The organism is Streptomyces chromofuscus (assembly GCF_015160875.1).
GTDB lineage: Bacteria > Actinomycetota > Actinomycetes > Streptomycetales > Streptomycetaceae > Streptomyces > Streptomyces chromofuscus.
In genome coordinates, this window is sequence record NZ_CP063374.1 from 1,202,115 (window position 1) to 1,225,467 (window position 23,353).

At 72.8% G+C, this 23,353-nt stretch carries 18 protein-coding genes and 4 pseudogenes; 15 read left to right on the plus strand and 7 right to left on the minus strand.

Annotation, left to right across the window (positions count from 1 at the left end):
* Positions 1-201 precede the first annotated feature (201 nt).
* Both IPT68_RS05375 and IPT68_RS05380 read left to right on the plus strand, forming a co-directional pair.
* Positions 202-1,062 carry a helix-turn-helix domain-containing protein gene (locus IPT68_RS05375; RefSeq protein WP_189697199.1) on the plus strand — a complete coding sequence of 287 codons (861 nt, stop codon included), beginning with the start codon at positions 202-204 and terminating at the stop codon, positions 1,060-1,062.
* 9 nt (positions 1,063-1,071) lie between these two features.
* Complete coding sequence (locus IPT68_RS05380) at positions 1,072-1,293, plus strand: DUF397 domain-containing protein (protein WP_189697198.1); 222 nt, start codon at positions 1,072-1,074, stop codon at positions 1,291-1,293.
* A 96-nt stretch (positions 1,294-1,389) separates the two neighbouring features.
* Here the strand turns inward: IPT68_RS05380 and IPT68_RS05385 are convergent, their stop codons facing one another.
* On the minus strand, positions 1,390-2,517 hold the full coding sequence (locus tag IPT68_RS05385) for an 8-amino-7-oxononanoate synthase (protein WP_189697197.1): 1,128 nt from the start codon (positions 2,515-2,517) through the stop codon (positions 1,390-1,392).
* 154 nt (positions 2,518-2,671) lie between these two features.
* Between IPT68_RS05385 and bioB the strand changes: the two genes are divergently transcribed.
* From bioB to IPT68_RS05405, 4 genes are all read left to right on the plus strand, one after another.
* Positions 2,672-3,895: a biotin synthase BioB gene (gene bioB / locus IPT68_RS05390; protein ID WP_189697196.1), complete on the plus strand. Its 1,224-nt coding sequence runs from the start codon at positions 2,672-2,674 to the stop codon at positions 3,893-3,895.
* The gene (locus IPT68_RS05395) at positions 3,888-5,168 is read left to right on the plus strand and encodes an adenosylmethionine--8-amino-7-oxononanoate transaminase (protein WP_189697195.1); all 1,281 of its coding nucleotides are present in this window, start codon (positions 3,888-3,890) and stop codon (positions 5,166-5,168) included. Before bioB ends, IPT68_RS05395 begins: the two co-directional genes overlap by 8 nt.
* A gap of 1 nt (position 5,169) precedes the next feature.
* The gene (bioD, locus tag IPT68_RS05400) at positions 5,170-5,898 is read left to right on the plus strand and encodes a dethiobiotin synthase (RefSeq protein WP_189697194.1); all 729 of its coding nucleotides are present in this window, start codon (positions 5,170-5,172) and stop codon (positions 5,896-5,898) included.
* Between the two features lie 331 nt (positions 5,899-6,229).
* Positions 6,230-6,910, plus strand: coding sequence for a class I SAM-dependent methyltransferase (locus IPT68_RS05405; protein ID WP_189697193.1), 681 nt, complete (start codon positions 6,230-6,232; stop codon positions 6,908-6,910).
* A gap of 12 nt (positions 6,911-6,922) precedes the next feature.
* Here the strand turns inward: IPT68_RS05405 and IPT68_RS33855 are convergent.
* Positions 6,923-7,293: pseudogene (locus IPT68_RS33855) on the minus strand (fic family toxin-antitoxin system, toxin component); the annotation flags it as partial.
* 113 nt (positions 7,294-7,406) lie between these two features.
* Positions 7,407-7,624: pseudogene (locus tag IPT68_RS05410) on the minus strand (toxin-antitoxin system HicB family antitoxin); the annotation flags it as partial.
* A 223-nt stretch (positions 7,625-7,847) separates the two neighbouring features.
* Between IPT68_RS05410 and IPT68_RS05415 the strand changes: the two are divergent.
* The 9 genes and pseudogenes from IPT68_RS05415 to mug all read left to right on the plus strand — a co-directional run bounded on the left by IPT68_RS05415 (position 7,848) and on the right by mug (position 17,634).
* The gene (locus IPT68_RS05415; RefSeq protein ID WP_189697192.1) at positions 7,848-8,690 is read left to right on the plus strand and encodes an ABC transporter ATP-binding protein; all 843 of its coding nucleotides are present in this window, start codon (positions 7,848-7,850) and stop codon (positions 8,688-8,690) included.
* A 4-nt stretch (positions 8,691-8,694) separates the two neighbouring features.
* Positions 8,695-11,262, plus strand: a complete 2,568-nt coding sequence (locus IPT68_RS05420; protein ID WP_189697191.1) for an ABC transporter permease — start codon at positions 8,695-8,697, stop codon at positions 11,260-11,262.
* Between the two features lie 125 nt (positions 11,263-11,387).
* Positions 11,388-11,807, plus strand: a pseudogene (locus tag IPT68_RS05425) (GNAT family N-acetyltransferase); the annotation flags it as partial.
* Positions 11,808-11,967: 160 nt separating this feature from the next.
* Positions 11,968-13,314 (plus strand): hemolysin family protein, encoded by a 1,347-nt coding sequence (locus IPT68_RS05430; RefSeq protein ID WP_189697189.1) that lies wholly within the window; start codon positions 11,968-11,970, stop codon positions 13,312-13,314.
* Positions 13,311-14,324, plus strand: a complete 1,014-nt coding sequence (locus IPT68_RS05435) for a hemolysin family protein (RefSeq protein WP_189697188.1) — start codon at positions 13,311-13,313, stop codon at positions 14,322-14,324. The genes IPT68_RS05430 and IPT68_RS05435 overlap by 4 nt, the downstream gene beginning before the upstream one ends.
* 94 nt (positions 14,325-14,418) lie before the next feature.
* Positions 14,419-15,204: an SGNH/GDSL hydrolase family protein gene (locus tag IPT68_RS05440; protein WP_189697187.1), complete on the plus strand. Its 786-nt coding sequence runs from the start codon at positions 14,419-14,421 to the stop codon at positions 15,202-15,204.
* 7 nt (positions 15,205-15,211) lie between these two features.
* Positions 15,212-15,550 (plus strand): annotated as a pseudogene (locus IPT68_RS33860) (DUF4326 domain-containing protein); the annotation flags it as partial.
* A gap of 99 nt (positions 15,551-15,649) precedes the next feature.
* Positions 15,650-17,092 (plus strand): adenylosuccinate lyase, encoded by a 1,443-nt coding sequence (gene purB, locus IPT68_RS05445; protein WP_228040734.1) that lies wholly within the window; start codon positions 15,650-15,652, stop codon positions 17,090-17,092.
* On the plus strand, positions 17,089-17,634 hold the full coding sequence (gene mug, locus IPT68_RS05450) for a G/U mismatch-specific DNA glycosylase (RefSeq protein ID WP_189697409.1): 546 nt from the start codon (positions 17,089-17,091) through the stop codon (positions 17,632-17,634). The genes purB and mug overlap by 4 nt, the downstream gene beginning before the upstream one ends.
* A 114-nt stretch (positions 17,635-17,748) precedes the next feature.
* On the opposite strand, the gene sbnA is transcribed toward mug, so the two are convergent.
* The 4 genes from sbnA to IPT68_RS05470 are packed head-to-tail and all read right to left on the minus strand — an operon-like array spanning position 17,749 to position 23,350.
* On the minus strand, positions 17,749-18,735 hold the full coding sequence (sbnA, locus tag IPT68_RS05455) for a 2,3-diaminopropionate biosynthesis protein SbnA (protein ID WP_189697185.1): 987 nt from the start codon (positions 18,733-18,735) through the stop codon (positions 17,749-17,751).
* A gap of 27 nt (positions 18,736-18,762) precedes the next feature.
* Positions 18,763-19,827: a 2,3-diaminopropionate biosynthesis protein SbnB gene (gene sbnB / locus IPT68_RS05460; protein WP_189697184.1), complete on the minus strand. Its 1,065-nt coding sequence runs from the start codon at positions 19,825-19,827 to the stop codon at positions 18,763-18,765.
* Positions 19,824-20,837 (minus strand): TauD/TfdA family dioxygenase, encoded by a 1,014-nt coding sequence (locus IPT68_RS05465; RefSeq protein ID WP_189697183.1) that lies wholly within the window; start codon positions 20,835-20,837, stop codon positions 19,824-19,826. Before IPT68_RS05465 ends, sbnB begins: the two co-directional genes overlap by 4 nt.
* 23 nt (positions 20,838-20,860) lie before the next feature.
* Complete coding sequence (locus tag IPT68_RS05470; RefSeq protein ID WP_189697182.1) at positions 20,861-23,350, minus strand: non-ribosomal peptide synthetase; 2,490 nt, start codon at positions 23,348-23,350, stop codon at positions 20,861-20,863.
* Positions 23,351-23,353: the final 3 nt, after the last annotated feature.

Sequence of the window (23,353 nt, forward strand, 5' to 3'; positions counted from 1 at the left end):
CCCTTTCCCACGGGACCGCAGTCCGACACGGAGCGGATGGTTCGAGTACGGTCCCGGACTGGTGCTTCTTCGCCAGACTGCCACTCACGGACCGGTAGCGGTGGCGATCCACCAAGATATGCATATATCTGTCGCTCGAAGCGGTGAACTCTGCGACGGCAGAGCGTATTTGGGCGGCTCGGAGGGAGTAGGGAGTAGCCCATGCAGCACGGTCCCGCGGTTCGCCGCCGGAAACTGGGCGCCGAATTGCGCACACTGCGAGGCCGCGCGGGCCTCACAAGCGGTGAGGCGGCCCGCCTGGTGGGCTGGCACCAGTCGAAAGTGAGCCGTATCGAGACCGGCGCGAGCGGCGTGAAACCCGCCGACGTCCGGTTACTCCTGGACGCCTACGGGGTGGACGACGCCCAGCTCAGGGACCTCCTGCTGGCCTTGGCGGGTTCCGGCGGCGGCCACGGCCGGGACCACTGGTGGCACGCCTACAAGGGGGTGCTGCCCCCCACCTACCGGGACTTCATCAGCCTGGAGTCGCAGGCCGGCGCGATGCGCACGCTGGAGACCTCCGTCGTCCCGGGCCTGCTCCAGACCCCCGAGTACGCCCGCGCCGTGACCCGCGCCGCGGTGGAGGGCGTCGACGAGGACCGTCTGGACGCCCTGGTGGAGGTACGTCTGGCCCGGCAGGACGTGCTGCGTTCGCAGCCGCCGCTGACGCTGAGCGCGGTGCTCGACGAGGCGGTGCTGCGCCGGGAGGTCGGCGGCCCCGAGGTGATGGCGCGCCAGCTGGAGCGGCTCGTGGAGGCCGCGCGACTGCCCCAAGTGCGCCTGCAAGTGCTGCCCTTCGCGGCGGGGGCGCACATCGGCATCACGGGGCCTTTCGTTATCTTCTCATTTTCGAGCACTTCTGATCTGGATGTTGTGGTTCTCGACCACTTGACGAGTAGCCTCTACCTCGAAAGGAAAGAAGACGTAGAGGCCTACATCGAGGCCTTCAACGCCCTTCGGTTCCACGCCCTTTCGCCCGAGGATTCGTTGGACTACATCGCCGGGATAGGTGACGGCGCGTAAGGAGGCACCATGACCGCACTGCCTCGGAACGTACCCATCAGCACTCAACTGCTCGGTGTGCACTGGCTGCGCAGCAGCTACAGCACCGGCGCGAACAACTGCGTCGAGACGGCCCGGCCTGCTCTGGGCCCCTGGACCGGACTGCTCGCCGTACGCGACTCCAAGGACCCGGCCGGACCCGCGCTGCTCTTCTCCCCCGAGAGCTGGGCGGGCTTCACGGCTCACCTCTGACGGTCCTGACAACTTCTCCCATCGACCTACCCCGATCAGCAACGATCATCTCTGATCAGTTCCGTACGGCATGACGCACGGCCGTGGTTCGCCGACTCATGGTCGCGTGTCGCCGATGACTCGTACAGCGCGTTCGATCTGGTCCTCGGAGAGGTCCGCGCGGGCCGTCAGCCGCAGCCGGGAGATGCCGTCGGGCACGGAGGGAGGCCGGAAGCAGCCCACGGCGAGCCCCTCGGCGCGGCAGTCGGCCGCCCAGCGCACGGCGCTCTCCGGGGACGGCGCGCGCACGGAGACGACCGCGGCGTCCGGCCGTACCGCCTGAAGCCCGAGGGCCGTCAGTCGGGCGTGCAGCTCATCCGCCACCGCCCGCGCCCGCGCAGCCCGTTCGGGCTCACGGCGCAGCAGCCCGAGCGCCGCCAGCGCCGCTCCCGCGGCGGCGGGAGCCAGTCCCGTGTCGAAGATGAACGTCCGGGCCGCGTTGACCAGATGGTCGATCACCCGCGCGGGGCCGAGCACGGCTCCGCCCTGGCTGCCGAGCGACTTGGACAGCGTGACCGTGACGACCACGTCGTCCGCGCCGGCGAGCCCCGCCGCGTGCGGGGCGCCCCGGCCGCCGTCGCCGAGCACGCCGAGGCCGTGGGCGTCGTCCAGGACGAGTCCCGCGCCGCGCTCGCGGCACACCTCGGCCAACGCCGCGAGGGGGGCCGCGTCACCGTCGACCGAGAAGATCGTGTCGGACACGGCGACGGCCGGCCCGTCGTGCGTGTGCAGCGCCTTGCGCACCGCGTCCGGGTCGGCGTGCGCGACGACCTGCGTGGTCCCGCGGGCCAGCCGGCAGCCGTCGATCAGCGAGGCGTGGTTGCCCGCGTCGGAGACGACCAGCGTGCCGTGCGGCGCCAGCGCGGTGACCGCGGCGAGGTTGGCGGCGTATCCGGAGGAGAAGACGAGCGCCGCCTCGACGCCGCAGAAGCCGGCCAGCTCACGCTCGAGTTCCGTGTGCAGCTCGGTGGTGCCGGTGACGAGGCGGGAGCCGGTCGACCCGCCGCCCCACCTCCGCGCCGCCCGCGCGGCGCCCTCGACGACCTCGGGATGCCGGGCCAGCCCCAGGTAGTCGTTGCTCGCCAGGTCCAGCAGCGGCGAGTCGGCCGGGCGGGGTCGCAGGCTCCGTACGAGGCCCGCGCGGCGGCGCAGCTCCGCCTGCTCGTCGATCCAGCCGAACGCCATGGGGTCCGTCCTCCGGTGTTTTTGTAGGCAGTGCACAGACCCTAGCGGGGACCAACGCGGCTCAGGGTGTGGCAATACCCACACGTCGACGGCTCACGGTTGTGTGAAGTCTCCTCTTGGCCGAAGGCCGTCCGTTAGGACAGGATCAGCTTTCATGGACCTGCTGAACACGCTGGTGGACAAAGGGCTTCGGCGCGAGACGCCGACCCGCGAGGAAGCACTGGCCGTCCTCGCCACTTCCGACGACGACGTACTCGATGTGGTGGCCGCGGCCGGCAAGGTGCGCCGCCACTGGTTCGGCCGACGGGTGAAGCTCAACTACCTCGTCAACCTCAAGTCGGGCCTGTGCCCGGAGGACTGCTCGTACTGCTCCCAACGGCTCGGCTCCAAGGCCGACATCCTCAAGTACACCTGGCTGAAGCCCGACGAGGCCTCCCGGGCCGCGGCCGCGGGGCTCGCGGGCGGCGCCAAGCGGGTCTGCCTGGTGGCCAGCGGACGCGGTCCGACGGACCGTGACGTGGACCGGGTCTCGGAGACCATCAAGACGATCAAGGAGCAGAACGAGGGCGTCGAGGTGTGCGCCTGCCTCGGGCTGCTCTCCGACGGGCAGGCGGAGCGGCTGCGCGAGGCCGGCGCGGACGCCTACAACCACAACCTCAACACGTCTGAGGGGACGTACGCGGACATCACGACCACCCACACCTACGCCGACCGGGTGGACACCGTGACCAAGGCGCACGCGGCCGGGCTGTCCGCCTGCTCCGGACTGATCGCGGGCATGGGCGAGTCGGACGAGGACCTGGTCGACGTCGTCTTCGCGCTGCGCGAGCTGGACCCGGACTCGGTGCCGGTCAACTTCCTGATCCCGTTCGAGGGGACCCCGCTCGCCAAGGAGTGGCACCTCACCCCGCAGCGCTGTCTGCGGATCCTGGCGATGGTGCGGTTCGTGTGCCCGGACGTCGAGGTGCGCATCGCGGGCGGGCGCGAGGTCCATCTGCGCTCGATGCAGCCGCTCGCGCTGCACCTGGCCAACTCCATCTTTCTCGGCGACTACCTCACCAGCGAGGGGCAGGCGGGCAAGGCCGACCTGGAGATGATCGCCGACGCCGGGTTCGAGGTGGAGGGCACCGGCCAGGTGACACTGCCGGAGCACCGGGCGGGCGGCGGCTGCGGCTCGCACGAGGGCGCGGGGAACGCGGCGCACGCGATCGGCGCCGGGTGCGGGTCGCACGGGGGTGACGAGAGCGCCGGGTGCGGGTCGCACGCAGGCGGCGGCATTTGTGGTTCCGCTCCGGCCCCGCAGGCCGCCGAGCCGCGTACGGACCTGGTGGCCGTACGCCGTCGGGGAGCCGGAACGGATCTCGCGCCCAATGCCTGACCTGACCCTGGCCGAGCTGCTGGACATCGACCGGCGGCACGTCTGGCATCCGTACGGCCCCATGCCCGGCCGGCAGGAACCGCTCGTCGTGGAGTCGGCGAGCGGGGTCCGGCTGCGGCTCGCGGACGGCTCGGGCGAGCTGATCGACGGGATGTCGTCCTGGTGGTCGGCGATCCACGGCTACCACCACCCGGTGCTCGACGAGGCCGCGCACGAGCAGCTGGCGCGGATGAGCCACGTGATGTTCGGCGGACTCACGCACGAGCCCGCCGTGCGTCTCACGAAGCTCCTTGTCGACATGTCACCCGACGGACTGGAGCACGTGTTCCTCGCCGACTCCGGCTCGGTGTCGGTCGAGGTGGCGATCAAGATGTGCCTGCAGTACTGGCGTTCGCTCGGCCGGCCGCGGAAGCAGCGTCTGTTGACGTGGCGGGGCGGCTACCACGGCGACACCTGGATGCCGATGTCGGTGTGCGACCCCGAGGGCGGCATGCACGAACTGTGGAGCGGCGCGCTGCCCCGGCAGGTGTTCGCGGGTCCGCCGCCGGCCGCGTACGAGGAGTCGTACGCCGCAGAGCTGCGCGAGCTGATCGCGCGGCACGCCGACGAGCTGGCCGCCGTCGTCGTCGAGCCGGTGGTGCAGGGCGCGGGCGGGATGCGGTTCCACTCCCCCGCGTACCTGCGGGTGCTGCGCGAGGCGTGCGACGCCCACGACGTGCTGCTGGTCTTCGACGAGATCGCGACCGGCTTCGGGCGTACGGGCGCGCTGTTCGCGGCGGAGCACGCGGCGGTGACGCCGGACGTGATGTGCGTCGGCAAGGCGCTGACCGGCGGATACCTGACGATGGCGGCGACGCTGTGCACGACACGGGTGGCCGACGGCATCTCCCGCGGCGAGGTGCCGGTGCTGGCGCACGGGCCGACGTTCATGGGCAATCCGCTGGCGGCGGCCGTCGCCTGCGCCTCGATCGGGCTGCTGCTCGGCCAGGACTGGCGCGCCGAGGTCAAGCGGATCGAGGCGGGACTGCGGGACGGGCTGGCACCGGCCGCGGACCTGCCGGGGGTACGGGACGTCCGGGTGCTGGGCGCCATCGGCGTCGTCCAGCTCGACCACGAGGTCGACATGGCGGCGGCGACGCGGGCGGCGGTCCGCGAGGGCGTGTGGCTGCGGCCGTTCCGCGACCTCGTCTACACCATGCCGCCCTACGTCACGGGCGACGCCGACCTGGCACGGATCGGGCGCGCGGTGTGCGCGGCCGCACGGGAGGGATGACATGCCGATCCTGGTGATCACGGGGACGGGCACGGAGGTCGGCAAAACGGTCACGACGGCCGCGGTCGCCGCGTCGGCGGTCGCGGCGGGTCGTACGGTCGCCGTCCTGAAGGCCGCACAGACGGGCGTACGACCGGACGAGCGCGGGGACGCCCAGGAGGTCGCGCGACTGGCGGGTCCGGTCACGGCGACCGAACTCGCCCGCTACCCCGAGCCGTTGGCGCCGGGCACCGCGGCGCGGCGGGCCGGGCGGGCGCCGGTGCATCCGCACGACGTCGCCGAAGCCGCGGCGAAGCTGGCCACCGAGCACGAACTGGTGCTGGTGGAGGGCGCGGGCGGGCTGCTCGTGCGGTTCGACCCGGCGGGCGGCACGCTGGCGGACGCGGCCCGGCTGCTGGCGGCGCCGGTGCTCGTGGTGGCCGCGGCAGGGCTGGGGACGCTGAACGCCACGGAGCTGACGACGCGTGAGGTGCGTCGCCGGGACCTCGGCCTGGCGGGCGTGGTGATCGGCAGCTGGCCCTCCGAGCCCGACCTGGCCTCGCGCTGCAATCTCGCGGATCTGCCGGAGGCGGCGGACGCGCCGCTGCTGGGCGCCCTGCCGGCCGGGGCGGGGGCGCTGGCGCCGGAGGTCTTCCGCAGGGCCGCGCCCGGGTGGCTGGCGCCGCGGCTGGACGGGACGTGGGACGCGGAGGCGTTCCGGGTACGGGAGACGCCGCAGGCGTTCCGGTGAGGGACGGCTGACGGGGCGTCGTCGAGGCCCACGAGGTGTCGTCCGGCCGCCCGATCGGGCCGGGCGGGCGGGTGCGTGCGGCGGCGTGACTGCCGTACGCCGGCCGCCCGATCCGCGCACGGCGGACGCGCCCGATCACCTGCCGACCGCCCCGCTCCGCCGAACGGCGCGCCCGATGCCGCAGGCGGCCGCCTCAGGCGCACCGGCGGGGACGACGGCCACCGTGTCCCCGGGCGGTGTGCGACTTCGCGGGGTGAGCGGCGAGCGGGGGTGCACGGGGCGCATCCGGGGGAGAATCCCCCGTAAGGCCCGTCCTGCCCGGGAGGTTTCCATGCCGCTGCGGTCCGCCGGTCCCGGCAAGGTGGCGCGGGATGCCGTGCACCACCCGCTGTTCGCCCGTTACTACGCCAGCCTCAGCGTGGCCGCCGAGACCCGGATGGGCATGGCCGGGGTGCGCGAGCGGCTGCTCGCCGGACTGTCCGGACGAGTGATCGAGATCGGCGCGGGCAACGGCCTGAACTTCTCGCACTACCCGCGCACGGTCGCGGAGGTCGTCGCCATCGAACCGGAGCGGGGTCTGCGGCAGCTGGCGGTGGAGGCCGCCCTGCGCGCCGACGTGCCCGTCGACGTGGTGCCGGGCGCGGCGGAGGCGCTGCCGGTCAAGAGCGAGGGCTTCGACGCCGTGGTGCTGTCGCTGGTGCTGTGCAGCGTGCGGGACGTGCCACGTGCCCTCGGCGAGGTGCGGCGCGTGCTGCGGCCCGGCGGTCAGGTGCGGTTCTTCGAGCACGGCCGGGGCGGTGGCCGCGCGATGGGCTTCACGCAGCGCGCGCTGGACCGCACGGTGTGGCCGGTGCTGAACGGCGGCTGCCATCTGTCCCGGGACCCGGTGGGCGCGTTCCGGGACGCGGGACTCGAACTGGGCCCGTACCGGCGGCTGCTGATGCCGGAGAAAGGACCCGTGCTGCCCACCTCCTTCTGCGTGCTCGGCACCGCGTGGCGCCCGCCGCGGTAGGCGGGCGCCTCTCAGGCTCCACTGGCGCGGCTCGCGCGCGATGTCGTGCACCGACGCCTCGCCGCTCTTGACCAGCCGGGCCAGGTCGCGTACCTGCTCGGGCGAGGTGACGACGTTGGCACCGCTCGCGACCAGGTAGGCGTACGCCACGGCGGAGGCGAACAGGGCGTTGGAGCGCTCCAGCGCGGGACGTGGATCAGCAGCTGGAGCAGGGCCGCGGCGCGGGCGTGCGGGGTGTCGTAGACAGGGACGTCGAATACGTGCTCCTGGTGGCGCGCGACGGCGGCGACGAGGGCGCCCCGGTCGGTGACCTGGGGGTCTCCCGGCGTCTTCTGCTAGGCGAGCATCAGCAGCCAGGCGAGGTCGATGGTCAGGTCGCCCAACGGACTCAGCGGCGACCTTCGCTCGCGCGGCCGTCACGGCCGTCCTTCACACGCGCCGCGCCCACGCGGCCCTCGCTCGCCCGGCTCCCACTCGCCCGGCTTCCGCCCACCCGGCCCTCGTGGTCGGCGCCGAACTCCTCGGCGAAGACCGACTCGTACTGCTTCATGAAGTCGGCGGCGGCCCCACGAAGGTGTGGCCGACCTCGCCGGTGTCCTGCTTGACGAGTTCCTCGATGCAGCGGTTGACGCTCGTCCCGCGCGCGAGGACGCGTTCGCGGGCCGCGCGGGCGGTGTCCTCGTCGACGCGGACGCTCAACTGGGTCTTGGCCATACCTTGAGGCCAGCGCCGGAGTGCCAGCACGGCAAGGGCGCCCGCACGGCCGGTTGAGTGCCCCTTACAACAGACCCCTGCACCCGACCTGGGCAGGACACCGCCCGGGACCTCGGGGGGATACCGCGTGTGCCGCGTGTCACATTACTGTCGGCCCCAGCACGAAGGCCGTCGGCCGGGAACGCGGGACGTCCACGAGCACGGAGCGACCAAGGAGGAACCCTTGTCCACACCTGCTGCGGAGCACGCACCCGGGGTCGCCCCGGCCGACGGGGTCGCGGCCCGCGCCCGCGGTCTCACCAAGGCGTACGGCTCGGGCGAGACGACGGTGCTCGCCCTGGACTCGGTGGACGTGGACATCGCGCGCGGGCGCTTCACCTCCGTGATGGGCCCGTCGGGATCCGGCAAGTCCACCCTCATGCACTGTCTGGCCGGGCTCGACACCGTGTCGTCGGGCCAGGTGTGGCTCGGTGACGTCGAGATCACCGGGCTGAAGGAGCGCGAGCTGACCCGGCTGCGCCGGGACCGGATCGGTTTCATGTTCCAGTCCTTCAACCTGATACCGACGCTGAACGCGCTCGAGAACATCACGCTCCCCATGGACATCGCGGGCCGGAAGCCCGACCGGACGTGGCTCGACCAGGTCATCGACACCCTCGGGTTGAGGGACCGGCTCACGCACCGCCCGTCGCAGCTGTCCGGCGGGCAGCAGCAGCGTGTCGCCTGTGCCCGCGCCCTCGCCTCCCGCCCGGAGCTGATCTTCGCGGACGAGCCGACCGGCAACCTCGACTCGCGGGCCGGCCTGGAAGTCCTCGGCTTCCTGCGCGAGGCCGTCGACGCACTCGGGCAGACCGTCGTCATGGTCACCCACGACCCGGGCGCCGCCGCCCACTCCGACCTGGTGCTCTTCCTCGGCGACGGACGGATCGTCGACGAGATGCGGCAGCCGACGGCGGAGGCGGTGCTGGAGCGGATGCGCCTGTTCACCGGGGGCGCCCCCAGGACCGACGGGGCCGACGCGATCCGCCGCCGGCACGACGACGGCGTGACCGCTCAGGGAGACTGAACCCGTGCTGAAGGCGACGCTCAGAAGCTTTCTCGCCCACAAAGGGCGGCTGCTCCTCTCGGCGCTGGCCGTGCTGCTGTCCGTCGCGTTCGTGGCGGGCAGCCTGATCTTCTCCGACACCGTCGGCCGGACCTTCGACCGGCTCTTCGCGTCGACCGCGGCCGACGTCACCGTCAGCCCCAAGGAGAACCTCGACGAGGCCATACCGTCCGGCGCGACGTCCACCCTGCCGGCGGATCTCGCCGAGCGGGTCGCCCGCGTCGACGGGGTGGCCGCCGCCCGCGCGGAGGTCGAGGTCCAGAACATCACCGTCGTCGACGAACGCAACGAGCCGGTCAGTCCGACGACCGGCGCCCCCACGCTCGGCAACGACTGGAACCCGACCGACCGCAGCCCCGTGGAGCTGACCTCGGGTCACGCCCCGCGCGGGCCCACCGAGGCCCTGATCGACTCCGAGACCGCCGAGCGCGCGAACGTACGGGTCGGGGACACCCTGACGGTGATCGCCACGCCCGGCTCCTTCAAGGTCGAGGTCGTCGGCATCGTCACCTTCACCACCACCAACCCCGGCGCCGCCCTGCTCTACATGGACACGCCGACCGCGCGGACCAAGCTCCTCGGCGTCCCGGACGGCGCCACCTCCATCACCGTGGACGCGGCGCCGGGCGTCAGCGACGAGACGCTCAAGGAGCGCGTGGCGGACACGCTCGGCGGCGAACGCTACGACCTGCGCACCGCGGGCGAACAGGCGCAGTCGGACGTCGAACAGCTCGGCGGCTTCCTGGACGTCATCAAGTGGGTGATGCTCGGCTTCGCAGGGATCGCGGTGCTGGTGGGCGTGTTCCTGATCGTCAACACCTTCTCCATGCTGATCGCGCAGCGCACCCGCGAGCTGGGCCTGCTGCGCGCGCTGGGCGCCGACCGCCGGCAGGTCCGCCGCTCGGTGCTCACCGAGGCGCTGCTGCTCGGCCTGGTCGGCTCCACCCTGGGCCTGGCCGCCGGCATCGGACTCGCCGCCGGGCTGATCGGGCTGATGGGCGTGCTCGGCATGAACATCAAGTCCACCGAGATGGTCATCGGCTGGGCGACACCGGTCACGGCGTACGCCGTCGGCGTCGGCGTCACCTTCGTCGCCGCGTACCTCCCGGCCCGCCGCGCCGCCGCCGTCTCGCCGATGGCGGCGCTCGCGGACGCGGAGGTCGCCGGAGTGGGCCGGCCCCTGAAGGTGCGCGCGGTCGTGGGCACGGTCGTCGCGGCGGCCGGCGTGGCGGCCCTGGTGGGGTGTGCGGTGTCGTCCGAGACGGCGTCGGCCGCGTCCCTGCTCGGCGTCGGCGTGGTCCTGACGCTGGTCGCGACCGTGATCGCGGGACCGCTGCTGGTACGGCCGGTGATCCGGGTGCTGGGCGGGTGGTTCCCGGCGCTGTTCGGCTCGATCGGCCGGATGAGCCAGCGCAACGCGCTGCGCAACCCGCGCCGTACGGGCGCCACCGCTGCCGCGCTCATGGTGGGGCTCGCGCTGGTCGGCGGGATGTCGGTGGCGAGCGCCTCGATGACGAAGTCGTTCGACGAGCAGATCGACCGGACGCTGGGCGCGGACTTCGTGCTCCAGAACGCCAACTTCCTGCCCTTCCCGCGGGAGGTGACCGAACGGGTGCGGGACACCGAGGGCGTCGGCCTGGTCGTTCGCTCGCGGTTCGCGCCGATCGCGCTGACCCTGCCCGACAGCGACCGGGTCGAGACGACGGCCGCCGGCTACGACCCGCGGCTGGACGAGGTCGCGAACATCACCTACGCGCAAGGGGGCAGCGCCGCCGCGCTGGCCCCCGGGCGGATGGCGATGGACCTGGACTTCGCGCGGGAGCACGGTGTGCGGGTCGGCAGCGCGATCCCCGTCGAGTTCCAGGGCGGACGCCGGGCCGAACTGACCGTCGGCGCGCTCACCGACCAGGAGTCCTCCGACGGCTTCGGCATGCAGGGCGGGGTCTACTTCGGGCTCGCCACGCTGGAGCGCTACGCGCCGGGCGCCCAGGACTCCGCACTGTACGTCAACGGCGCGCCCGGCACCGGCGCGGACGACCTGCGCGCCGGCCTGGAGGGGACGCTGGAGACGTACCCGCAGGTGCAGGTGCGGGACCTGGCCGACTACAAGCAACTCGTCCACGAGCAGATAGCGGTGCTGCTCTACCTCGTGTACGCCCTGCTCGGGCTGGCGATCGTGATCGCGGTGCTGGGGGTGGTCAACACCCTCGCCCTGTCCGTCGTCGAGCGCACCCGGGAGATCGGGCTGCTGCGGGCCATCGGGCTGGCCCGCAGGCAGCTGCGCCGGATGATCCGGCTGGAGTCGGTGGTGATCGCGGTGTTCGGCGCGGTGCTCGGGCTCGCGCTGGGCCTGGTGTGGGGTCTGTGCACCCAGCAGGTGCTGGCCCTGGAGGGCATGACCGCGCTGGCCGTCCCGTGGGGGACGATCGTCGCGGTCGTGCTCGGATCGGCGGTGGTCGGTGTCGTCGCGGCCCTGCTGCCGGCGCTGCGGGCGTCGCGGATGAACGTGCTGGCGGCGATCGCGCACGAGTGACCGGGGGCGTCGGGCCGGGCGTCCGACCGGGTGAGGGCGCATGCCTCCCTCGCGTGACCGGCGACGCCCGTCCGGATGCTGACATGCGCGGGCGGCGCGGTGTCGGCCGGTGAGGGGATCGCGGCGTGACCGAGCTGCGGATACGGGCCGCGACGCCCGACGACCTGGACACCGTGCTGGCCTTCTGGAGGACCGCCGCCGAGGGCACCAGCATCAGCGACGACCGCGACGGCGTGGATCGGCTGGTCGCCCGCGACCCGCTGGCGCTGATCCTGGCCGAGCGGGAGGGCGAACTGGTCGGCACGGTGATCGCGGGCTTCGACGGCTGGCGCTGCCACCTCTACCGGCTCGCGGTGCACCCGCAGCACCGCCGCCAGGGCATCGGCGGCGCCCTGCTCGCCGCCGCGGAGGACCGTTTCGCACGACTCGGCGGGCGTCGCGGGGACGCCACGGTGCTGACCCGGAACGTGACCGCGCAGCACGCCTGGCGTGCGGCGGGGTACTCGCCGCAGGAGCAGTGGCGGCGCTGGGTGAAGCCGCTGACCAACGCTCTTTGCCGATCCTTTACTCTGGAAGGGCAACCCGGTCCCCCAGGACACCGGCCCTCAGCGAAAGGTGTGAGCGTCCGCCCATGGGCGAGCCTCCCGGTACCGGACATCGAGCGATCCCTCCCGCACTGCCGGACCATGGGACGGGGGTGACCCGATGACCGAAGTGCTTCTCCTGCTGGTGGCGGTTCTGCTCTCACTCGCCTGCGGCGCCTTCGTCGCGGCCGAGTTCTCGCTGACCACGGTCGAGCGCAGCGACCTGGAACGGGCCGTGGAACGCGGCGAGCGCGGCGCCTCCGGTGCGCTGAAGGCCGTCCGCAACCTCACCTTCCAGCTCTCCGGGGCGCAGCTCGGCATCACCGTCACGAACCTGGTGGTCGGCATGCTCGCGGAGCCGTCCATCGCGAGCCTGATCGCCGGCCCGCTGAGCGAGATCGGCATCCCCCGCTCCACCGCGTCCTCGATCGCGCTGGTGCTGGGCACGGCCCTGTCGACCGTGTTCCTGATGGTCGTGGGCGAGCTGGTGCCCAAGAACTGGGCGATCTCCTCGCCGCTGACGGTCGCCAGGCGGGTGGGCAACGCCCAGCGCTGGTTCAGCGCGGTCTTCCGGCCGTTCATCACCCACCTGAACAACACGGCCAACCGTCTGGTGCGCCGCCTCGGTGTCGAACCCGCCGAGGAGCTGGCCTCCGCGCGGGGGCCGCAGGAACTGGCCGCGCTGGCCCGGCACTCCGCCCGCCAGGGCGCCCTGGAGCCGGACACCGCCGAACTGTTCGTCCGGACCCTGAACCTCGCGGACCTCACCGCGGAGAACGTGATGACGCCGCGCGTGCAGGTCGTCGCCCTCGACGCGCAGGCGACCTGCGAGGACGTCGCGAACGCGACCCGGGCGACGGGCCTGTCCCGGTTCCCGGTCTACCGCGGCAGCCTCGACTCGGTCGTGGGCACCGCCCACATCAAGGACATCCTGACCGTGCCCGCGGAGCGCCGGCCGCGGGTGTCGGTCGCCGACATGATGCGCGAACCGCTGCTCGTCCCCGAGTCGCTGACCGTGGACCGGCTGCTGGACCGGCTCTCCGGCAAGCGCACGATGGCCGTGGTCATCGACGAGTACGGCGGCACGGCGGGCGTGGCGACCCTTGAGGACATCGTCGAGGAGGTCGTCGGCGAGGTGCGCGACGAGCACGACCCGCACGAGACGCCCGACCTCGCCGCGGCCGGCGCCGACGAGGACGGCCACGCCCTGTACGCGGCGGACGGCGCGGCCCGCATCGACCAGCTCGCGCGCGTCGGCCTGCGGCCGCCGGAGGGACCGTACGAGACGCTCGCCGGTCTCATCGCGACCGCGCTCGGCCGTATCCCCGCCGTGGGCGACAGCGTCGCGGTCGCCGGCTGGCGGCTGGAGGTGCTGGACGCCGGAGGCCGCCGGGCCGCACGCGTGCTGCTGCACGCGCCGCTCGACGACGAGCGGGGCGAACAGCGCGAGAAGGGGGCGCCGGCATGACCGTCGTACAGCTGCTGATCGGTCTGGCGACGCTGGTGGTGAACGCCTTCTTCGTGGGCGCCGAGTTCGCGCTGATCTCCGTGCGCCGCTCCCAGATCGAGCCGTACGCCGAGCAGGGCGACCGGCGCGCGAAGAGCGTGCTGTGGGGCCTGGAGCACGTGTCCGCGCTGATGGCGGCGGCGCAGCTCGGCATCACCCTGTGCACCCTGGTGCTCGGTGTGGTCGCGGAACCGGCGATCGCCCATCTGCTGGAGCCGGTCTTCCATGCCCTGGGTGTGCCGAGCGGTGCGGGACACGCGGTGTCCTTCGTGATCGCGCTGGCCCTGGCGACGTATCTGCACATGCTGCTCGGCGAGATGGTGCCGAAGAACATCGCGCTCGCCGAGCCGGTGCGCAGCGCGCTGCTGCTCGGCCCGCCGCTGGTGACGCTGTCCCGGGCGCTGCGGCCGGTGATCTTCACCATCAACGCGTTCGCGAACGCGTTGCTGAAGCTGCTGCGGATCGAGACCAAGGACGAGGTCACGGCGACCTTCTCGGACGCGGAACTCGCCCGGATCGTGAAGGACTCCGGCGACGCCGGGCTGATCGACGACCGTGCGCGGGAACGGCTGCACGACGCGCTCGAACTGGGCCGCCGGCCGGTGCGCGATGTCGTGCTCCCGCTGGAACGCGTGATGTACGCGCGCGTGGGCGTCACCCCGGAGGAGCTGGAGGGGCTGTCCGCGCAGTCCGGGTTCTCCCGCTTCCCCGTCGTGGACGAGGGGCGCCGGATCGTCGGCTACCTGCACGTGAAGGACGCGCTGGACGCCTCGCCGCGGGACCTGCCCTTCCGGCTGCGGGACATGCGGCCCATCGCGCGCGTACGGGAGAGCACGCCGCTGGACGACGTCCTCACCGCGATGCGGGGCAGCCGCACGCACCTGGCGGCCGTCCTGGGCTCCGACGGGCGACTGGCGGGGCTGGTGACCATGGAGGACGTGCTGCGGGAGCTGTTCGGGCAGTGGGCCTGAGGCCGGGCCGGGCTGGTCCGGAGCCGGGCGGTGCTCGGCACAAGGAGGGTGACCGACCGGCGGGTATGCGCCTCGGGTTACCATCTCTGACGCCATGGAGACGAACGCCTCACCCACATACAGCAGCCTGGTCGCGGTCGGCGACTCCTTCACCGAGGGCATGTCGGACCTGCTCCCCGACGGCACCTACCGGGGCTGGGCCGACCTCCTCGCGGCGCGGATGGCCGCCCGCACGCCCGGCTTCCGCTACGCCAACCTGGCCGTGCGCGGCAAGCTGATCGGGCAGATCGTCGACGAGCAGGTGGACGTGGCGGCCGCCATGGGCGCCGATGTGATCACCCTCGTCGGCGGGCTGAACGACACCCTGCGGCCCAAGTGCGACATGGGCCGGGTCCGGGGGCTGCTGGAGGAGGCCGTGGAGCGGCTGGCCCCGGCCTGCAAGCAGCTGGTGCTGATGCGCAGCCCGGGACGGCAGGGGCCGGTGCTGGAGCGGTTCCGGCCGCGCATGGAGGAGCTGTTCGCCTGCGTCGACGAGCTGGCCGCGCGGCACGACGCGCTGGTGATCGACCTGTACGGGGCGGCGTCGCTCGGCGACCCGCGCATGTGGGACGTCGACCGGCTGCACCTGACGGCCGAGGGGCACCGCCGGGTCGCGGAGGCGGTGTGGCAGGGGCTCGGGTACGAGCCGGAGGACCCGCACTGGCGGGTGCCGGTACCGGTCACGCTGCCGCCGGGGTGGGTGACGCGACGGGTCGCGGACGTGCGGTTCGCGCGGCAGCATCTGATTCCGTGGATAGGACGCCGGCTCACGGGCCGCTCCTCGGGGGACGGCCGCCCGCCGAAGCGGCCGGAGCTGCTGCCCTACGAGGATCTGACCTAGGCCCACCGTGACCACGCGGGTGATCAGCCTCAAGGGCAGGATGCACGACTTCGGTCCCCGGCTCGAACGCGCGCCCGCGGACGTCGTCTACGTCGGCCGCCGCTGGACGCTGGGCGGCTGGGACCTGCCCCGGCACCCGCTGTACAACCCGTTCGTCCCGGACACGGCCACGCGCAAGCGGGACGGCACCCGGGCCGAGGTGATCGCCCTGTACCGGGCGTATCTGCTGGAGCGCCCGGACCTGCTCGACCTCGTGCCGGACCTGCGCGGGCGGACGCTGGCCTGCTGGTGTGCGCCACAGCCCTGCCACGCGGACGTACTGGCGGAGTTGGCCGAGTCGGCCGCGCGGGGATCGCCTGGCCGAGACTCCGGGGACCGCCTCGTAGGATCCGACGAACCCGCCCGTGGCGCCGGCCTGCACGAACCGCCAGTAGAATCCGGTTACGTGACTTCTGCGCCCGCCAAGCCCCGCATCCCGAACGTCCTCGCCGGACGCTACGCCTCCACCGAGCTCGCCACGCTCTGGTCGCCCGAGCAGAAGGTGAAGCTGGAGCGGCAGCTCTGGCTCGCCGTGCTGCGAGCCCAGCGCGACCTCGGGATCGAGGTGCCGGACGCGGCGATCGCCGACTACGAGCGCGTGCTCGACGAGGTCGACCTGGCCTCCATCGCCGAGCGCGAGAAGGTCACGCGGCACGACGTGAAGGCGCGGATCGAGGAGTTCAACGACCTCGCCGGGCACGAGCAGGTGCACAAGGGCATGACCTCCCGCGACCTGACCGAGAACGTGGAGCAGCTGCAGATCCGGCTCTCGCTGGAGCTGATGCGCGACCGTACGGTGGCCGTGCTCGCGCGTCTGGGCAAGCTCGCCGGGGAGTACGGCGAGCTGGTCATGGCCGGCCGCTCGCACAACGTCGCCGCGCAGGCCACCACCCTGGGCAAGCGGTTCGCCACGGCCGCCGACGAGCTGCTTGTCGCCCACGGCCGGATCGAGGAGCTGCTCGGCCGCTACCCGCTGCGCGGCATCAAGGGCCCGGTCGGCACCGCGCAGGACATGCTGGACCTGCTCGGCGGGGACGCCGCCAAGCTCGCGGAGCTGGAGCAGCGGATCGCCGGGCACCTGGGCTTCTCGCAGGCGTTCACCTCGGTCGGCCAGGTCTACCCCCGCTCGCTCGACTACGAGGTCGTCACCACGCTCGTGCAGCTGGCCGCCGCTCCCTCGTCGCTGGCGAAGACGATCCGGCTGATGGCCGGGCACGAGCTGGTGACGGAGGGCTTCAAGCCGGGTCAGGTCGGATCCTCCGCGATGCCGCACAAGATGAACACCCGCTCCTGCGAGCGCGTCAACGGCCTGATGGTGATCCTGCGCGGCTACGCCTCGATGACCGGCGAGCTGGCGGGCGACCAGTGGAACGAGGGCGACGTGTCCTGCTCGGTGGTGCGCCGGGTCGCGCTGCCGGACGCGTTCTTCGCGCTGGACGGGCTGCTGGAGACGTTCCTGACGGTCCTCGACGAGTTCGGCGCGTTCCCGGCGGTCGTCGCGCGTGAGCTGGACCGCTACCTGCCGTTCCTCGCCACGACCAAGGTCCTCATGGCCTCGGTGCGCGCCGGTGTCGGCCGTGAGGTCGCGCACGAGGCGATCAAGGAGAACGCCGTGGCGTGCGCCCTCGCGATGCGGGAGCAGGGCGCCGAGCGCAACGAGCTGCTGGACAGGCTCGCCGCCGACGAGCGCATCCCGCTCGACCGGGCCCGGCTCGACGAGCTGATGGCGGACAAGCTGTCCTTCACCGGTGCCGCCGCCGACCAGGTCGGAGTGGTGGTCGGCCGGATCGAGGAGATCGTGAAGCAGAGCCCGGAGGCGGCGGGCTACACACCGGGAGCGATCCTCTGACGCGTTTCACCCCGCAGGAGCTCGAGGCCGCCCGCGACCGACTCGTCCCGGACGTGGTCGCGGACGGCCTGCGCGTGCTGTTCTGCGGCATCAACCCTGGTCTCATGACCGCGGCGACGGGCCACCACTTCGCGCGGCCCGGCAACCGCTTCTGGCCGGTGCTGCACCTGTCCGGCTTCACGCCCCGGCTGTTGAGACCGTCCGAGCAGGGCGAGTTGCTGTCGTACGGGCTCGGCATCACCAACGTGGTGGCGCGGGCGACGGCCCGGGCCGACGAGTTGAGCGCCGAGGAGTACTGCGAGGGCGGGCGGCTGCTGTCGCTGAAGGTCGCGCGGCTCCGGCCGCGTTGGCTGGCGGTCGTGGGGGTCACCGCGTACCGGGCCGCCTTCGACGACCGCACGGCGCGGGTGGGGCCGCAGGCGCGGACGCTCGGCGACACGCGCGTGTGGGTGCTGCCCAATCCCTCCGGGCTGAACGCGCACTGGACCGCGCGGACGATGGCGGAGGAGTACGCACGGCTGCGGGTAACGGCGACCGGCTAGCCGCGAGGCCGCGCAGTCGGCGGCCGGGTCGGGTCGTGGCCGACGCCGGGGCAGCAGGGTGGCCGGGACGGGCAGGCCGATGGTGCGGACCAGGTCGACGACTGCGGCGGCGCGTCAGACCCACTGGAACACGGCGTCCGACCCCGCCCGGACGCCTGCCTCGTCGCTCAGGGCGTCGTGCGGCCAGCCCGCCTGGTACACGGTGTCCAGGTAGCGCTCACCGAGGTCCGGGGCGATCGCCACCGCGGTCAGTGGCCGTTCCGGGTGACGGGCCAGCCAGTCCGACGCTCCGCTGACCACCGTTCCGGTGGAGCCGCCGAAGAGGAAGCCCCGGCCGGCCAGCCGGCGGCAGGCGCGGATGGTTTCCGCCTCCCCCACGTGCACCACCTCGTTGACGTAGGACTCGTCCAGCAGGGAGGGACGGACGCTGGTGCCCAGACCCGGAATCAGCCGGCGACCGGGCTTCCCGCCGAAGGTCACCGAGCCGGCCGCGTCCACGGCCACGATCCGCACCCGCCGGCGCCACTGCCAGAACCAGCGCGCGCACCCCATCAGTGTGCCCGTGGTGCCGGCTCCCACGAAGAGGACGTCCAGCTGGGGGAAGCGGCGGGCGATCGCCGGGGCCGTCGTGCGGTAGTGCGCCTTCCAGTTGTTGGGGTTGGCGTACTGGTTGAGCCAGAGGTACCGGTCGTCGGAGGCGCACAGCGCACGCACGTGGGCGAGGCGGGCGCCCAGGAAACCGCCGTGCAGAGCGGGTTTGTCGATCACGTGGACCGTGCTGCCCAGCGCCTCCATCAGCCGCCTGGTCGGCAGGTTGCAGCGGGTGTCGGTGACGCACAGGAATCGGTAGCCCCGGCTCGCCGCGATCATGCTCAGTGCCACGCCGAGGTTGCCGGAGGAGGACTCGACCAGGATCGAGCCGGGCTTCAGGGCGCCCTCCTGTTCGGCGGACCGGAGCATCTCGGCGGCGGCCTTCAGCTTGATGGAGCCGGCGAAGTTGAAGCCCTCGCACTTCAGGAAGAGCGGGATGCCGAAGGTCGCCCGCAAGTCGACGTAGAGCTCCTCCTCGTTGAAGTCGGTGGGCTCGGAGATGACGGGCATGGCGGTCCCCTCGTTCATGACGGCCGGTCAGCCGTACCGGCGCAGTTCGTTGAAGAAGCCGTCGATCACGCACAGCTCGCCCCGCCGGGCCACCGCGTCGTGGACGTACCTGCCGACGGCGAGGTCCAGCACCCCCAGGCCGAACGGTGAGAACACCACCGTCCGGTCCGCGGGTGCCGAGGTGCGCCCGGTCAGGACGTCGTGCAGGGTGCCGTCGACGAACTCCCGGTTCCCGGCCAGCTGTTCGGCGAGGTGCGGCGAGGTGCCGGCCTTGAGGCAGTGCTCGACGTCGTCGACGAAGTTGGCGGACGCGAGCAGGATCCGCGGGTCCAGGTCGCGCAGGGAGATGTGCAGCACCAGCGGGTGGTGCGCGAACCACGACGGGTCGTGAACGTGCGGCCGGCCCGCGACCGTCGCGAAGACCACCAGGTCGCTCGAGCGGATGAGCGCCTCGGCGGTGTCGTGCAGGGTGATGCGGCCCTCCGTCCCCGTCCTGCGCAGGTAGCCGCGGAAGCCCGCCGCGTGGTCCGTCGACAGGTCGTGGACGCCGGTCTCCTCGAACGTCCAGCCGGTGGCGGTGAGATGGGAGTGGAGGTAGCGGGCGATCAGGCCGGTGCCGATGAAACCGACGCGTCGCGGACGCGGACGGGTGCGGCTGAGCCGGTCGGCCGCCAGGGCCGCGGAGGCCGCCGTGCGGCCGGCGCTGATGACCGAACCCTCCAGGCAGGCGTACGGGTAACCGGTGTCGGGGTCGTTGAGGATGACGACGGCCGACGCGCGCGGGAGCCCGGACGTCGTGTTCTCGGGGAAGCTCGCTATCCACTTCAGGCCGTCGACGCGCAGCGGCCCGCCCATCGACGCGGGCAGCGCGATGATCCGTGCCTCCGGGCGGTCCGGAAAGCGCAGGAAGTACGACGGCGGATTGACCGTCTCACCGTCGCCGTGCAACCGGTACACGGCTTCGACCAGGTCGACGATCTCCCGTTCGCGCCCCAGCAGGGCCCGCTGGACCTGGGCGCCGGAGATCACCGCGAACCGCGGTCCGGCCGCCTCGGTGGGCGCCGTGGCCGGCGTGGAGTCCGTGGCGGTCATCGCGCGGTCACCTCGGAGGCCGGTGCGCTCCCGGCCGGGCCCAGCGGCTCGGCCATGGCGACCAGCACCTCGCGCGGGCCCTCGTACGGCTCCCTGCTGTGCGCCATGCGGACGTTGTCGACGAGCATGAGGTCTCCGTCCTGCCACGGCTCGCGCAGGGTGTGGGCCTCGTAGACGTCGTTGAGCAGGCGGACGACGTCCTCTCCGATCGCCTCGCCGCCGCCGAACCGGGTGGTGAACGGCAGCGCGTCGGCGCCGTAGACGTCCACCAGGTACTCCCGTATCTCGGGGTCGATCGTCCACTCGCTCAGGAAGGCGATCTGGTTGAACCAGCAGTGCCGCCCGGTGACCGGGTGACGCACCACGGCGCTGCGCCGCTGGCTGGTACGCAGCCGTCCGTCCGGCCCCCACGCACAGTCGATCCCGTTGTCGCGGCAGTAGCGCTCGACGGCGGCGCGGTCGTCGGTGCCGAAGGCCTCGGCGACGGATGCCCCGATCTCGTCGTTGTAGGCGCGGTCGAGAAGCCAGCCCTCCCGCAGGAAGCGCTCGGCCAGCGGGACGGGCAGTGCCCGGAGCACGGCCGCGGCGTCGGCCAGGCCCGTCGCTCCGCCGTCGGCGGGCGCCTCGAGGCACGCGAACAGCATCAGGCCGGGGAACCGGAGGGTGTAGCTCAGCTCGTGGTGCATGCACATCGGCTGGTTGGACGGCCACTTGGCGGAGGAGTACACGCCGTCGCCGTAGGAGCGGCGTGGCGCGAAGGCCTCCCGTTCGGCCATCAGGCCGGTGGTCAGCGCCCGGAAGGCGGCCCCGGCGCTTTCGGGGTCGTAGAGTCCGAGGCCGCGTACGAGCACCGCTCCGTGCTCGGCGACCACGGCACGCAGTGCGTCCTTGTACTCGGCCGCCCAGTGGGTCGGGTCACCGGCGTCCTGGACCAGCAGGACCGGGGGCCTGCCGGGACGCAGGTCGACGTCGGGCAGCAGCGCCGGGGGTGCGGGAGGTGAGGGGCGCATCTCTGGTTCCTTTCGGTTGCCGGTCAGGCGGGGGTCGACGGGGTGGTGGACGGGGTGGCGACGCAGGTGCGGGATGCCGTCCCGCCGTCGAGCAGCCGGGCCAGGTCCGCGAGGACCGGGTGACGGGTGATGTCCTTGACGTCGACGGCCCGGTCGAGGGCGATCGCCAGCCTGACCGCCGACAGTGACGTGCCGCCCCGGTCGAAGAAGTGGTCCCGGCGGCCGATCCGCCGCGGCGGGATGCCGAGCACCTCCGCCCAGGCGGCTGCCAGGCGCCGCTCGGCCGGGGTGCCCGGAGCCTGCCCGTCGTCCCCGGCGGTGTCGAGTTCCTCGGCGAGGGCGGTCAGTGCCGCTCGATCGGTCTTGCCGTTGGCGGTCAGCGGCAGCTGGTCCCGCCAGTGGAAGGACGACGGGATCATGTATCCGGGCAGCGACGCGGTCAGTCGGTCCCGGAGCGCGTCCGGTGGGACCGGCCGCTGTCCGGCGCAGAAGGCCACCAGGTGCCCGCCCCCGGCGACCACCACCGCGCACTCCCGGACTCCCGGCGTCCGCAGCACCACGTTCTCGATCTCGCCGATCTCGATCCGGAAGCCACGGATCTTGACCTGGGTGTCCCGGCGACCGAGGTACTCCAGTTTGCCGTCGGGCAGCCAGCGGCCGCGGTCACCGCTGCGGTAGAGCCGCCGGCCCGGGCGGTGCGGATCCTCGGTGAACGCGGCCATCGTGCGCTCCGGGTCGCCCACGTACCCGCGCCCGACGCAGATCCCGGAGAAGACGATCTCTCCCGGAGCGCCGAGCGGCACCGGTGCGAGGTGCTCATCGACCACGTAGACGTGCACGTTGCCGACGGGACGGCCCAGCGGGACGCTGTCGTGGGCCGGCGCCTCGTCCATCACCTCGTGGTTGGTGTCGTCGGAGGTCTCCGTCAGCCCGTAGGCGTTGACCAGCCGGGTCGCGGGCCGGGCCCTGAACCAGCGCCGTACGAGCTCCGCCTTCAGCGCCTCACCGGTGGCCGACACGCACCGCAGGTCCGGCAGCGGGCGCGGGTGCTGTTCCAGCTCGGCGAGGACGGTCTCGAGATACGACGGCACGAGTTGCAGGACGTTGACCCGCCCCCGGGCGACGGTGTCGACGAAGCGCGCGGTGTCCAGGATCGCCTCCTGCTCGACCAGCAGCGTGCGACCGCCCACCGTGAGGGCGGCGACCAGCTGCCACAGGGAGATGTCGAAGCACTGGGGCGCGGTCTGGGCGACGACCTGTCCCTCGCCGATCCCCAGGTCGTCGATCTTGGCCAGGACGTGGTTGACGAAGCCCGCGTGCTCGCACATCGCGCCCTTGGGCTCGCCGGTGGAGCCCGAGGTGAAGAAGATGTACGCGAGTTGGCCGGCGGCGACGGCCACAGGCGGGTCGTCGTCGGCATGGGCCTCCGCGCAGGCGTCCTCGACACGGAGGGCCCGCACGTCCGGGGGGAGGTGGACGGGCCCGCGTCCGGTCAGTGCCAGGCGGCATCCGGCCCGGTGGAGCATGGCCGCGATGCGCTCGGGCGGGAAGTGCGGCTCGACGGGCAGGTAGGCGCCGCCCGCCTTGAGGACACCCAGGACGGCGACCGCCCACTCCAGGGTGCGCTCGGTGACCACCGCGACGACCCCCTCGGGCTCCAGCCCTCGCACCAGCAGCGCCCTGCTCAGCCGGTTGGCACGCGAGTTGAGCTCCCCGTAGGTCCACTGCCGGTTGCCCTGCGCGACGGCGACGGCGTCCGGATGCAGCCGCACCCGCTCCTCGAACAACTCGTGCACGCGGCGGTCGGGCAACTCGCGCCGCGGACCGGCCAGGCCGTCGAGCTGGAAGGCCGTCTCCTGCGGCGACAGCAGGCTCTGCCGTCCGTGCTCGGCGTCCGGATCGGCGGCGATGGACGTGAGCGCGACGAGGTGGTAGCCGGCGATGCGGGCGGCGCAGTCGGCGTCGAGCACGTCGGTGCGGTATCGCAGCAGGAGGGCGAGCCGGTCGCCGTGCCGGACGGCGCCCACGCGCAGCACGGTGCCCTCGGCCAGTCCGTCACCGCTTGCGCCGCCGACGCCGGTCGGGTCGCACACGGTCTCGAACAGCCTCTGTTCGTGGCGGAGTTCACGCGCGAGGGCGTCGACCGGGAACTCCTGGTGCGCCACCAGCTCGGACTCGGCCGCGCGGGTACGTCGCACCAGGGCCCGCCAGGAGCGGGGCGCGGTCGTCAGCCTGCAGGGCAGGGGGCGGGCGCCCGGCAAGGTCACCAGACCGGTCGTGACCTCCTGCTCGCCCGAGAGCGCGGCGAGCACCTTCGCGTGGGCGGCGAGCAGCGCGGTCTCCGGCGGCACCGGCAAGCGCCGCAGGCCCGTCAGGACGTCGTGGGGTACGGCCGTCTTGACTTCCGCGGTGCCCGGCTCGGGCGCACGGGTCCACCGCGGGATCCGGGTGACCCCGCCGGCGGTGAGCACCCCGCGCCAGAAGTCCCGGGACGCGTCGGCTGAGTAGTCCATGGG